The sequence below is a fragment of the Nonomuraea soli genome, assembly GCF_013761175.1.
GTDB classification, from domain to species: Bacteria; Actinomycetota; Actinomycetes; order Streptosporangiales; family Streptosporangiaceae; genus Nonomuraea; species Nonomuraea soli.
Genome location: NZ_JACDUR010000006.1, coordinates 120,411 through 132,989 on the forward strand (window position 1 = coordinate 120,411; position 12,579 = coordinate 132,989).

Annotated in this window: 12 protein-coding genes; 9 read left to right on the top strand and 3 right to left on the bottom strand. The window is 70.1% G+C overall.

Features of this window, described 5'->3' with window-relative positions; all coding sequences use genetic code 11:
* Positions 1–53: 53 nt before the first annotated feature.
* Positions 54–1,289, top strand: a complete 1,236-nt coding sequence (locus HNR30_RS28780) for an MFS transporter (RefSeq protein WP_312894705.1) — start codon at positions 54–56, stop codon at positions 1,287–1,289.
* On the opposite strand, the gene HNR30_RS28785 is transcribed toward HNR30_RS28780, so the two are convergent.
* On the bottom strand, positions 1,267–3,390 hold the full coding sequence (locus tag HNR30_RS28785; protein WP_181613198.1) for a DUF6351 family protein: 2,124 nt from the start codon (positions 3,388–3,390) through the stop codon (positions 1,267–1,269). The genes HNR30_RS28780 and HNR30_RS28785 overlap by 23 nt on opposite strands.
* Positions 3,391–3,491: 101 nt before the next feature.
* Here HNR30_RS28785 and HNR30_RS28790 point away from each other — a divergent pair, with 101 nt between their 5' ends.
* From HNR30_RS28790 to HNR30_RS28820, 7 genes are read left to right on the top strand one after another with little or no spacing between them, the layout of a single operon-like run.
* Positions 3,492–4,607, top strand: a complete 1,116-nt coding sequence (locus HNR30_RS28790; RefSeq protein WP_312894707.1) for an AI-2E family transporter — start codon at positions 3,492–3,494, stop codon at positions 4,605–4,607.
* A gap of 11 nt (positions 4,608–4,618) precedes the next feature.
* Positions 4,619–5,164, top strand: a complete 546-nt coding sequence (locus tag HNR30_RS28795) for a PaaI family thioesterase (RefSeq protein ID WP_181613199.1) — start codon at positions 4,619–4,621, stop codon at positions 5,162–5,164.
* The gene (gene dut / locus HNR30_RS28800; RefSeq protein ID WP_181613200.1) at positions 5,161–5,598 is read left to right on the top strand and encodes a dUTP diphosphatase; all 438 of its coding nucleotides are present in this window, start codon (positions 5,161–5,163) and stop codon (positions 5,596–5,598) included. Before HNR30_RS28795 ends, dut begins: the two co-directional genes overlap by 4 nt.
* A 17-nt stretch (positions 5,599–5,615) precedes the next feature.
* The gene (locus HNR30_RS28805; protein ID WP_312894708.1) at positions 5,616–6,251 is read left to right on the top strand and encodes a DUF3710 domain-containing protein; all 636 of its coding nucleotides are present in this window, start codon (positions 5,616–5,618) and stop codon (positions 6,249–6,251) included.
* A gap of 26 nt (positions 6,252–6,277) precedes the next feature.
* Complete coding sequence (locus HNR30_RS28810; RefSeq protein ID WP_181613201.1) at positions 6,278–6,670, top strand: OB-fold nucleic acid binding domain-containing protein; 393 nt, start codon at positions 6,278–6,280, stop codon at positions 6,668–6,670.
* Positions 6,667–7,392 (top strand): DUF3159 domain-containing protein, encoded by a 726-nt coding sequence (locus tag HNR30_RS28815; RefSeq protein ID WP_181613202.1) that lies wholly within the window; start codon positions 6,667–6,669, stop codon positions 7,390–7,392. Before HNR30_RS28810 ends, HNR30_RS28815 begins: the two co-directional genes overlap by 4 nt.
* A 16-nt stretch (positions 7,393–7,408) precedes the next feature.
* Positions 7,409–9,202 (top strand): serine/threonine-protein kinase, encoded by a 1,794-nt coding sequence (locus HNR30_RS28820; protein WP_181613203.1) that lies wholly within the window; start codon positions 7,409–7,411, stop codon positions 9,200–9,202.
* Here the strand turns inward: HNR30_RS28820 and HNR30_RS28825 are convergent.
* Together HNR30_RS28825 and HNR30_RS28830 are read right to left on the bottom strand one after the other, a co-directional pair.
* Positions 9,199–9,858 carry a potassium channel family protein gene (locus tag HNR30_RS28825; protein ID WP_181613204.1) on the bottom strand — a complete coding sequence of 220 codons (660 nt, stop codon included), beginning with the start codon at positions 9,856–9,858 and terminating at the stop codon, positions 9,199–9,201. The genes HNR30_RS28820 and HNR30_RS28825 overlap by 4 nt on opposite strands.
* On the bottom strand, positions 9,858–10,523 hold the full coding sequence (locus HNR30_RS28830; protein WP_181613205.1) for a potassium channel family protein: 666 nt from the start codon (positions 10,521–10,523) through the stop codon (positions 9,858–9,860). Before HNR30_RS28830 ends, HNR30_RS28825 begins: the two co-directional genes overlap by 1 nt.
* 50 nt (positions 10,524–10,573) lie before the next feature.
* On the opposite strand from HNR30_RS28830, the gene HNR30_RS28835 reads away from it, so the two are divergent.
* Complete coding sequence (locus HNR30_RS28835; RefSeq protein WP_181613206.1) at positions 10,574–12,571, top strand: APC family permease; 1,998 nt, start codon at positions 10,574–10,576, stop codon at positions 12,569–12,571.
* The last annotated feature ends 8 nt before the right edge of the window (positions 12,572–12,579 follow it).

Below are 12,579 nucleotides of genomic sequence, written 5' to 3' on the forward strand. Positions count from 1 at the left end.
CCCGATTCCCCGACTGATTGACATTTCCCAACCAGTCGGGGATCGTTCGTGTCGTGAGCATCCTCAAGGATCGCGATTTCCGGGGACTTTTCCTGGCGGACACCGCCAGCCAGCTGGGCACCCAGGTGCTGGTGCTCGCCATTCCCCTCGCCGCCGTCCAGTCACTGAACGCCTCGGAGTTCGAGGTCGGGCTGCTGGCCGCGCTGCAGACGGCGGCCTTCCTGCTGATCGGCCTGCCCGCCGGGGCCATCGTCGACCGGCAGCGCAAGCGCAACGTGATGATCGTGGCCGACTGGGGACGTGCGCTGACCCTGGCCAGCGTGCCCCTCGCGTGGTGGTTCGACGTGCTGACGATGGGCCACCTCTACGCCGTGGCCGTGATCATGGGTCTCTTCACGGTCTTCTTCGACGTGGCCTACCAGAGCTACCTGCCCTATCTGCTCGACAGGGACAAGCTGGTCAGGGGCAACTCGGCGCTGGAGGTCGTGCGCACGGTCTCCCAGCTCGGCGGCCCCCCGGTGAGCGGCTGGCTGATCCAGTGGCTCACCGCGCCCTTCGCCCTGCTCACCACGGTCGTCGGCTTCGCGTGGTCGGCGCTGTGCCTGGGCACGATCCGCAAGCGCGAGCAACGCCAGCCCCGCTCCGAGGACCGCCACCTGGGCCGGGAGATCATGGAGGGCCTGCGGTTCGTGCTCGGGCACCGGCTGCTGCGCAGGATCGCGGGCTCCACCGGCACCTTCAACCTGTTCTGGTCCATGGCCAACCCGATGATCATCCTCCTTCTGGCCAGAGACCTGGAGCTGAGCGCGGGCGTGATCGGCCTGCTGACCGCCGTCGGCGGCCTGGGCGGGCTCGTCGGCGCCGCGGTGGCCTCCAAGTTCGCCGCCAAGGTCGGCCAGGGCCCGGCGATCTGGATGTCGACCGCCCTGAGCGCACCCTTCGGCTTCCTGCTGCCGATCGTCGAGGCCGACTGGCGGCTGGGCCTGGTGGTCGTCCAGGAGTTCATGTTCGGCCTCGGCGTGGTCCTCTACAACGTCACCCAGCTCAGCTTCCGCCAGGCGATCACCCCCGAGCCCCTGCTGGGCAGGATGAACGCCACCATGCGCTTCCTGGTCTGGGGCACGATGCCGATCGGCGGCATCATCGGCGGTGTGCTGGGCGAGGTGATCGGGGTGCGCAACACCCTGTGGATCTGCGCCGCCGGAGCGACGCTCTCCTTCCTGTGGATCTACACCTCGCCCATGCGCACCATGCGTGAGCTGCCCGTCAGTAATCACACACCCCAGTAGGGAAGATCTGCTTCAGCCGCGCCCGCTCCTGCGCCGACGGCCGCCATGAGCCGTACAGCCCCCTGGCGACGGCCCGCTCGACCGGCTGGCGTCTGCACGCGTAGACGCCGCCCTCGATCGGGCCGCCCGCCACGATGCGGGACGTGGAGTAGAGCGGGAAGGCCCGCGTGCAGGCGCCGGGCGCGCGCCTGTCCAGGATGCCGTCCCACACGCCGAGTCCGGCGGCGATCTGCGCGCCGTCGGTGGTGAAGCAGCGGTCCACGGCCGACGCCGGCCTGTTGCCCGCCACGCCGCGGCGCGGGTTGGCCCTGATGCCGGCCATCCACTCGTCGATCACCTGCAGGGCCTCCGGCGTCTGGTCGAAGCGGGCCCCGCCTGGCCGCGCGTCGGTGAACCAGATCACCTGGTTGCGGGCGTCGCGGTCATGGTTCAGCATGCGCTGACGGGAGGCGAAGGACTGGTGGCTGTTGTGCATGTCCAGCTCCTCCTCCAGGTAGTGGCGCCAGTCGATGATCGGGATGTCGATGTCGCCGCCGAACACCAGCCCGCTGCGCTGTACGGCACGGATGGCCGCGGCATCCCCGGTACGGCGCGGCGCCGGGTCGCCCTGGTGGGCGTTGCGGGCGCTCCACGGGTCGAAGTCGGCCGGGCAGGCGCCCGGCACGAAGGGACAGCCCTCCTGGACCATGTCACGCGCCTCCTTCCAGGAGCCGGCCGTGGCGTTGAGGTCCAGGAACTCCGCAGGAGTGATCACGCCGTCGGTGAGCGCCTTGAGCCCGTACTGCACGCCGACGTTGTCCCAGGTGGAGCGGGCATAACCGTCGGGGCCGACGCCGTAGACGTTCTTGACGTCCTCCCAGTGGGTCCAGTGCACGGCGTCCTTGACGCCCGGCGGGTCCATGCGCGCCCACTCGGGATCGTTGTCGTCGGTCCACTTCGGGTTCATCGACAGCGGGGTCAGGCCGCGCCAGCCCTTGACGCACTCGGTCGAGCCCGGCCTGCCCGTGTAGGGGTTGGCCACGGTGTCGGAGGCGTTCATCCCGATGAGCGCGGTGCGCCTGTCCCACTGCGCCCACTTGTCGGGGTGCTGGTCCATGTAGCGTTCGAGGAGCTCGCAGTCGCCGACGTGGATGGTCTGGGTGACCATGTCGGGATAGGAGTACTGCGGGATGGCCGCGTCGATGATCCGGCTGCCGTGGTTCTGGCCGTAGATGTACTGCTGGATGCCGCCGCCGCTGCCGCCCACGCCGACGGTGTACAGCGGCCTGCCGTACAGCTCGATGAAACGTTCCTTGACCATCAGCGCCGTCTCGCCGCCGAGGATCAGGTTGTAGTGCGTGGAGGTGCGGGTGCCCGAGGAGTGCAGGATCGCGTAGCCCTTGCCCAGGCCGTACGGGTCGAGCGCGCTGCCGCCGAGCGTGCCCTGGTCGTGGCCGATCGCCACGCCGCCGTCGAAGCGGTAGATCGCCCGCTTGTTCCAGTGGCCCTCCAGGACGGCGAGCGAGTAGATGAAGCGGTTGATGACGCCGCGCTCGCGGGTGACGACGAAGTCGACCGTGGCGCCGTCGAGCAGGGTGGTCTGCGACATGTCGTCCGGCCTGGTGGCGGGCATCGGCTTGAACTGGCCGCCGGTCGAGCGGTAGAGCCGGTCGGTCACGCGGGGCGCGAAGCAGTCGCGGCTCCAGCCTCCCTCGACGCGGTAGCCCTGGCCGTCCTGGTTGTCCACGACGGGCGGGCCGAGGCCGCTGCGCTCGGTCTTGCAGACGAACGGGTACTGCTGCGGCCCCGAGAAGACGGGCCCGCCGACCGGGTGGTTGACCAGCCGCAGCGACCTGCGGGCTCGCCCGTTCGTGGCGGTGATCGTGTTCTCTCCGACCTTGAGCCCGTCGACCAGGGCGGTGCCGGAGTCCGCGAAGAGGGCGGTGATGTCGTCGCCGTTGCGGGTGACCTTCAGTCGCGGCCCGCGCTCGACCGAGATGAGCGCGTCGCCGCCGGTGACCTGGTCGGGGGCGCTGGAGAGCACCTCCAGGCCGACGGAACCGCCGTGGGAGGCGGTGGGTAAGCCGAACAGCAGGGTAGAGACCAGAATAATCGTCCGCACATCACGACGGTGACACGCGGAAGTGAGCTTGCCCAGGCCTGATCTTCCGCCCACGGGATAACCGCGCGCGTCACGGTCGATCACGTGACAGTCTTGAACACGTGCGTGCCGACCGACCGATGAAGCTCGTCCCACCCACGCTCGCCAGAGCGGCGGCGTGGTGCGCCTGCGTGATCGTGGTCGGCGTCGTCGTCTACTTCTTCTCGCAGGTCGTCGCCAGGCTCAGCTTCGTGGCCCTGCCGGTGGCCATCGCCCTGCTGCTGACCGCCCTGCTCTACCCCCTCACCAGCTGGCTGCGCGGCATGGGCCTGCGGCCCATCTACGCCACCTGGCTGACCATGCTGGTCGCGCTCGCGGTGATCGGCGGCACCGGCTGGCTGGTCGGGGCTCGCGCCAGCGACGAGTTCCCGCGTCTGGCCGAGCAGGTCAGCAAGACGGTCGAGAACGTGCGCGGCTGGCTCAAGACGGGGCCGCTGCACCTGCAGGAGACGCAGATCACCGAGTGGTTCCAGACACTCGTCACCGAGCTCAACAACCAGGGCCAGGCGATCGCCGGCACGGCCCTGGCGGCCGGCCAGGTCGCCATCGAGGTGCTGGCCTCGATCGTGCTGCTGCTGTTCGTCACCTTCTTCCTGCTCAAGGACGGCGACCGCATCTGGTCGTGGTTCCTCAAGGCCTTCGGCGGCATGGCGCCGCGCGTCGACCGGGCGGGCAAGGTCGCCTGGGTGACGATCTCCCACTACGTGCAGGGCACGGTCGTCGTCTCGGCCGTGCACGGCTTCGTCATGGGCGTCGTCCTGGCGGGCCTCGGCGTGCCGCTGTGGGCGCCGCTGGCGGTGCTGATCTTCCTGTCCAGCTTCATCCCCATCGTCGGCATCTTCTTCGCCGGCACCGTGGCCACGCTGGTCACGCTGGGCTCCACCGAGCCGTGGAAGGCGCTGGTCTTCCTGATCATCCTGATCGTCGAGCAGCAGCTGGAGAACCACGTGCTCCAGCCCCTGATCGTCGGCAGGGCGCTCAACTTCCATCCGCTGGCCATCATCCTCGTGCTGGCCGTCGGCGGCATCCTGGCGGGCATCGCCGGCGCCGCCGTGGCCGTCCCCATCGCCGCGGTGATCTATCGGGCACTTCCCGAGCTGAGGCACGAACCACCCGCTCTGCCACCACCTCCGGAGGTAGCGGCAACCCCCGAGAAGGAGGCCGCGCCGGAGGAGTAACCTCGTCCGTCGTGACCCGCTCTTCCCTCACCACCCCGCCGCCGGACGCCGAGGCCCCCAAGCCGCTCCTGACGGAGCCGACCGCGCTCGGCTCCCACTACAGCAGGTGCTTCGGCTGCGGCACCGACCACCCGACCGGGCTGCACCTCAACGCCCGCACCACCGACGGCTCCAGCGTGGAGGCCGAGTTCGTGGTCGGCGAGGCCCACCAGGGCGCGCCAGGACTGGCCCACGGCGGCGTGCTGGCGGCGGCGATGGACGAGGTCATCGGCATGTCGATCTGGCTCTTCCAGCGTCCCTACGTCACCGGCCGCCTCGAGACCGACTTCAGGACGCCGGTCCCCGTCGGGACGACACTCCACTTGCGCGCCTGGTGCACCGGAATCTCCGGCAGAAAGGCGTACCTTGAGGCTGAGGGGCGCATCGGCGGCCCCGACGGCCCGGTCGCCGTCAGCGCGGCGGCGTTGTTCATCGAAGTGCGGATGGACCACTTCGCCAAACACGGCGACGTGGCCGCCATCGCCGCCGAGCACCACGACTTCGAGGTGAATCCGTGAGCATTGAGGTGTTGATCCAGCGGCTCGACCCCGAGCTGCCCCTGCCGTCGTACTCCCACCCGGGCGACGCCGGCGCCGACCTGCACACGGCAGAGGACGTCGAACTGCAGCCGGGCGAGCGCGCCATCGTGCGCACGGGCCTGTCGATCGCCCTGCCCGACGGCTACGCGGCCTTCGTGCACCCGCGCTCGGGCCTGGCGGCCAAGCACGGGATCACCGTCGTGAACGCCCCCGGCACGATCGACGCGGGCTACCGGGGCGAGATCATGGTCATCCTGCTGAACACCGACGCCAAGGAGCCGGTACGGCTCGGCCGGGGCGACCGCATCGCCCAGCTCGTCGTCCAGAAGGTCGAGCGGGTGGTCTTCGCCGAGGTGGAGGCGCTTCCCGGTTCGGCACGCGGTACCGGTGGGCACGGGTCCACAGGACGCTAGTGAGGGAGTGAACGACAGTGTTCCGACGCCGCAGGCGGGAGCAGACGCAAGAGGCCTCGGCCGAGGCCGCCGAGATGCGCGCATCGGGTCCATGGGACTCCGACGAGCCGCATCCGGCCACCGAGCGCATCGACCTGGGAGGGCTGCGAGTACCGCCGTCCAGCGACTTCGAGCTGCGCCTGGCCGTCATGGGCGACCAGCTGGTCGGCGTCATCGCCATCCAGGGCGACAGCTCGCTGCAGCTGCAGGCGCTGGCCGCGCCCAAGTCGGGCGGGCTGTGGGAGGAGGTCAGGACCAAGGTCGCCGGTCAGCTGACCTCGGCCGAGCACAGTGACGGCCCGTTCGGCCCCGAGATCGCCGGTCGCGTCCAGTCGGATGGGCAGACCAGGGACACCAGGCACATCGGCGTCGAGGGGCCGCGCTGGCTGCTGATGGCCGTCGTCAGCGGTCCCGCCGCGACCGACGCGAGCCTGGCCGAGCCGTTCGAGGCGTATCTGCGCGACGTCGTCGTGGTCCGCGGCCAGGAGCCGATGGCCAAGGAGGAGACCATCCCGCTGCGCCGTCCCAACGAACGCGCCGCCCAGCAGGCCGAGGAAGAGGAGCCTGGCCTCGATCCGTTCACCCGAGGTCCGGAAATCAGCGAAATCCGTTGACAAAACTTCGCTTAAGCTGAGTCATCATGACGAGTACGGCAGAGCCTCCGAAACGCGGTCTCCGCGCCTTCTTCAACCGCCTGGCCTCAAGCCAGTCCGAGCTGGAGGCGCAGGAGCTGCGTGAGGACGCAGAGAACACCGGGGCGACCCCCATCGTTTCGTGCAGCAACCGCCGGCGCTTCTGCGTCGCCGGTACGCTACGAACGGTGACGCTGCGTCCTCGTGGCGGAGCCCCCGCTCTGGAAGCTGAGCTCTACGATGGTTCCGACGTCATCGACCTCGTCTGGCTCGGGCGCCGCAAGATCGCGGGCATCGAGCCGGGACGGATCGTGAAAGCGGAGGGCCTGGTGAGCGTGCAGGACGGCCGCAAGGTGATGTTCAACCCGCGCTACGAACTGCGCCCCGGAGGAGCTACATGAGCGAAACTCGCGCCGAGGCGAACGCGCCCGGAGACGAAGAGCGCGTCAGCCCCGCGGCCGAGCCGGAGGCGGTCGAGACCGTCGAGGCCGCCGTCCGCCGCCAGCTGGGCAAGGCCCTGGGCGGCAAGCGAGGCGTCATCGAGGCCGCCATCCCGACCCTCACCTTCACGCTCGCCTGGCTGATCACCGAGGAACTCAAACTCTCCCTCTACATCAGCGGCGCGGTCGTGGTGGCGCTCCTGATCGTCCGGGTGCTGCAGCGCTCCACCGTGCAGTTCGTCCTCAACAGCGCCTTCGGCATCGCCATCGCGGCCGTCTTCGTGGCCAAGAGCGGCAACGCCGCCGACATCGCGCTGCCCGGACTCATCATCAACGCCGCCTACGCGGTCGTGATGTTCATCTCGATCATCACGCGCTGGCCCGTCATGGGCTTCCTCGTCGGCACCATGGCGGAAGACCCCCTCAGCTGGCGCAAGGACCCCGGCATCGTCAAGCTGTGCACCAAGCTCACCTGGCTGCTCATGGCGCCCAACCTGGTCCGCCTCGCCGTACAGGTGCCGCTCTACGCGGCGATCAAGATGGGCCTGCTCTCCCAGGAATGGGTCGTCGCCCAGCTCGGGCTCAAATACGCCATGGGCTGGCCGCTCCAGATCGCCTCCTTCGCCGCGATGGGCTGGGTGCTCGCCCGCGGTCGCACTCCCGTGAGCAGCCCCGCCGCCTAGCGGGTACGCTCGCCACGTGCCCGAATCCACCCCTCCCTCCGTCGGCGGACGCTACCGGCTGTCCGAGGAGCTCGGGCGGGGTGGCATGGGCGTGGTCTGGAGCGCCCACGACGAGGTGCTCGACCGGGCCGTCGCCCTCAAACAGGTCCTGCTGCCCGACTGGGTGGCCGCCAAAGAACGCGAACAGGCCTTCACCCGCGTCCTGCGCGAAGCCCGCTCCGCGGCCAGGCTGCGCCACCCCGGCGTGATCACCATCCACGACGTGGTGATGCACGAGGGCTCGCCCTGGATCGTCATGGAGCTGCTGCCCGCGGAATCCCTGCACGAGGTCGTCGACCGGTGGGGGCCGCTCACCGAGGACGTCGCCGTCGAGATCGGGGTCAAGCTCCTCGACGCCCTCCACGCCGCCCACGCCGTCGGCATCACCCACCGCGACGTGAAACCCGGCAACGTGCTGCTGCTCGACGACGGCGGCGTCGTGCTGACCGACTTCGGCGTCGCCCACGTCGCCGACTCGCCCACCATTACCGGGACCGGGATGCTGCTGGGCTCTCCCGCCTTCATGGCGCCCGAACGGCTCGAAGGACGCCCCGCCACGGCCGCGTCCGACCTGTGGGCGCTGGGGGCGACCCTGTACACCGCCGTCGAGGGCGACCCTCCCTACCGCGGGCCCACGCCGGTGGCGGTGCTGGCGTCGATCCTGATGTCGGAGCCGCGGCCCATGGAACGTGCCGACCGGCTGCGGGGGGTCATCGCCGGGCTGATGGCCAAGGATCCGGGGGAGCGCATGGACTTCAGCACCGCCCGTGCGGCGCTGGTGCGGGCCGGGGGGCATCCGGAGGTGACGGGGTCGCGGGCGCTGGCCGACCTCGTACGGCTCGCGGACGAGGCGGAGGCTCGGGGCGGGCTGGGGACCTCGTCGTCGGGGTGGTTCCGGTCGCCCGCCGTCGACCACTCCACCGCTGGCCGTACCTCGGCGCCGCACCGCACCGGCACCGGGTGGGAGGCTCGTGGGGCGGACATGCGCCGGGCCCCCGCCGACCAGGCCCCCTCCGACCAGACACCCGACGTCCACGGCCACGGGTCCGGGGTTCACGAGCGCGGGTCGGGGGTTCACGAGCGCGGGTCGGGGGTTCACGAGCGCGGGTCGGGGGTTCACGAGCGCGGGTCCGGGGTTCACGAGGACCGGCGCCGGCACTCCGGCTCCTCGCACCACGACGACGACGCCGGGCCCTTCACCCACCACCTCGGCGCCGATCTCGAGCACGGCGCGCCCGACGGGCTCGCCCCGCGCGACACCGGCACGTGGCGGGCGCCGCTGGCGGGCGTCGGCGCCGCGCTCACCCTCGTCGGCCTGGCCGGCTACAGCCTGCCCCGCCTCCTACGGCAGCTGTCCGTCGACGGCGTCGCCTTCAGCCCCCTCCTGGCCACCGCCGTCATGACCACCGGCCTCACCCTGGTGGCCCTGTGCGTGCGCGGCGACCTGCTGTCGGGCAACCGCGTCGCCGAGTGGGCCCTGCGCCTGCTCCCGCTGGTGGCGCTGCAGGCGTCCGTCACCGACTGGCTCGGCGCGCAGCCCACCGCCCCCACCTCCCACATCCTGCTGGCCGCCTGGTCGGGCGCGGTGGCGGCGAGGGCGTGGATGATCGCGAAGCCTCCGGCGGCCGCCCTCGGCACGGCCGCCGTGGGCTTCACACTGGCGGCCATGGCGCAGGCCAACCATCTCAAACCCGAGGTGGTGGCGATCTCGTGGTTCCTGACGGTGCTGTGGATGATCTGGGCCGCCCGCCGTACCTCGGCCGGGGTCTAGTGGGGGGCGAGCAGCTGCCCGAGCTCCTCCTCGACCTCCTGTGAGGCGACGAACAGCAGCTCGTCGCCGGCCTCCAGGGGATCGTCGGCCGACGGCACGAGCACGCGTCCCTCGCGCAGGATCGCCACGAGGGCGGAGTCGGTCGGCCACGGCACCGACCCGGCGCGCTGGCCGACGACGGGGGCGTCCTCGGGCAGGGTGAGCTCGACGAGGTTGGCCTGACCCTGGCGGAAGGTCATCAGCCGCACCAGGTCGCCGACGGAGACGGCCTCCTCGACGAGGGCGCTGAGCAGGCGCGGCGTCGACACGGCGACGTCGACCCCCCATGATTCGTTGAACAGCCACTCGTTCGACGGGTGGTTGATGCGCGCCACCACGCGCGGCACGCCGTACTCGGTCTTGGCCAGCAGTGACACGACGAGGTTGACCTTGTCGTCGCCGGAGGAGGCGACGACGACATGGCACGACGACAGCCCGGCCTCGTCGAGCGAGGAGATCTCGCACGCGTCGGCGAGCAGCCATTCGGCGCGCGGCACCGTGTCGATCTTGATGGCCTTGGGGTCGATGTCGATGAGCAGGACCTCGTGGCCGTTCTCCAGGAGTTCGGCGGCGATGGAGCGGCCGACGGCCCCCGCACCGGCGATCGCGACGCGCATCAGTGACTCTCCTCGGGTACGGCGGCAAGCACCTTGTTGATCCGGTCCATGTCGTTCTCGTCGGCGATCACGTGCAGGACGTCGCCCTCCTGGACCACGGTGTCGCTCTTGGTGACCAGCGCCTCGCCCATGCGGTTGAGGAAGGCCACGCGGGCGCCTGCCGCCTCCTCCACGTCGGTCACCTTCGTCCCGATCCAGGCCGGGTTGATCGCGACCTCGGCGAGCAGGACCTGGCCGGTCGGGTCGCGCCAGAGCGGCTCGGCGCCCTCGGGCAGGATGCGGCGCAGGATCTGGTCGGCGGTCCAGCGCACGGTGGCCACCGTGGGGATGCCCAGGCGCTGGTAGACCTCGGCGCGGCGGGGGTCGTAGATGCGCGCCACGACATTGTCGACGCCGAACGTCTCGCGCGCGACACGCGCGGAGATGATGTTGGAGTTGTCGCCGCTGCTCACCGCCACGTAGGCGGCGGCCGACTCGATGCCGGCCTCCTGCAGCACCTGGCGGTCGAAGCCGATGCCGGTGACCCTGCGTCCGCGGAAACCCGCGCGCAGGCGGCGAAAGGCCTGAGGATCCCGATCGATGATCGCGACCGAGTGGCCGTTGTCCTCGAGGATGTGGGCGATGGTCGACCCGACGCGCCCGCATCCCATAATCACGACGTGCATATGATCCCCAACCGGGTTGCCTCTCACTCAGCGTAATAGCATCTGGTTACGTGGCGAAGGTAACCGACCTTGTGAAGCGCGTGCTCGTCGGGCGCGCCCTCCGGAGTGGGCAGCTTCACGAGCAGCTGCTCCCCAAACGTATCGCGTTGCCCGTCTTCGCCAGTGACGCCCTCTCCTCCGTGGCGTACGCGCCGCAGGAGATCCTGGTCATCCTGTCGCTGGCGGGCGTCTCGTTCTACCACTACAGCCCGTGGGTCGCGATGGCCGTCGTCGTGGTCATGCTGACCGTGGTGGCCTCCTACCGGCAGAACGTGCACGCCTACCCCAGCGGCGGCGGCGACTACGAGGTGGCCACCGTCAACCTCGGGCGCAACGCCGGGCTCACCGTGGCCAGCGCGCTGATGGTCGACTACGTGCTGACCGTCGCGGTGTCGGTCGCCAACGGCGTCGACTACGTGGGCGCGACCATCCCGTACGTCGCCCAGCACAAGCCGACCGTCGCCATCGTGATCGTCGTCCTGCTCACCGTGGTCAACCTGCGCGGCATCCGCGAGTCCGGCGTCGCCTTCGCCGTCCCCACCTACGCCTTCATGATCGCGGTGCTCGGCATGGTCGGCTGGGGCGCCTTCAAGTACCTCGCGCTCGGCGAGGAGCTGCGCGCGCCGACCGCCGACTACGAGATCATCGCCGAGCAGACGAACCTGACCTCGTTCGCCGCCGCCTTCCTCATCCTGCGCGCCTTCTCCTCCGGCTGTGCGGCGCTGACCGGTGTCGAGGCGATCAGCAACGGCGTGCCCGCCTTCCGCAAGCCCAAATCGAGGAACGCCGCCACCACGCTGCTCATGATGGGCCTGGTCTCGGTCACCATGTTCGGCGGCATCATCTCGCTCGGCCTGGTGTCGGGGGTGAAGGTCTCCGAGCATCCGGCGCAGGACGTCCTGATCGACGGGCAGCTGGCCGGGCCCGGCTACTACCAGCAGCCGATCATCTCCCAGGTGGCCGACGCCGTCTTCGGCGGCGGCTCCCTGCTGTTCGTGATCATCTCCGTTGTGACGGCGCTCATCCTGTTCCTGGCCGCCAACACCGCCTTCAACGGCTTCCCGGTGCTCGGCTCGATCCTGGCGCAGGACCGGTTCCTGCCGCGCCAGCTCCACACCCGCGGCGACCGGCTGGCCTTCTCCAACGGCATCGGCATCCTGGCCGCCGCGGCCTGCCTGCTGTTGTGGGGCTTCCAGGCCGACGTGTCGAAGCTGCTGAACCTGTACATCGTGGGCGTGTTCGTGTCGTTCACCCTCAGCCAGACCGGCATGGTCCTGCACTGGACACGCCACCTGAAGACCGAGACCGATCCGCGCGTGCGCTTCCAGATGCAGCGCTCGCGGGTGATCAACGCCTTCGGCGCCGTCATGACCGGCGTGGTGCTGGTCGTCGTGCTGCTCACCAAGTTCATGGTCGGCGCCTGGATCGTCTGCCTGGCGATGCCGGTGCTCTTCCTGATGATGAAGGGCATCAGGCGCCACTACGACAACGTGGCCAAGGAACTGCAGCTCGACGACGACTACGACCCGGCCATGCTGCCCTCGCGCACCCACGCCATCGTGCTCGTCTCGAAGGTCCACAAGCCCACCATGCGCGCCCTGGCCTACGCCCGCGCCGCCCGGCCCTCGGTGCTGGAGGCCGTCACCGTCAACTCCGAGGGCACCAACGAGCTGAGCGCCGAATGGGACAGGCTGGGGATCCCGGTGCCGCTCAAGACGCTCGACTCGCCGTACCGCGAGATCACCCAGCCGATCCTCGACTACGTCAAGAACCTGCGCAAACGTTCGCCCCGCGACGTGGTGGCCGTGTACATCCCCGAATACGTGGTCGGCCACTGGTGGGAGCACCTGCTCCACAACCAGAGCGCCCTGCGCCTGAAGGCCCGCCTGCTGTTCAAGCCGGGCGTCATGGTCATCAGCGTGCCGTGGCAGCTGCACTCCTCCGACCGCCTGCGCGGACGCCGCGAGCCCTTCGCCCCCGGGGCCGTACGGCGTGCTCCCAAGCCCTAAGCTGGAAC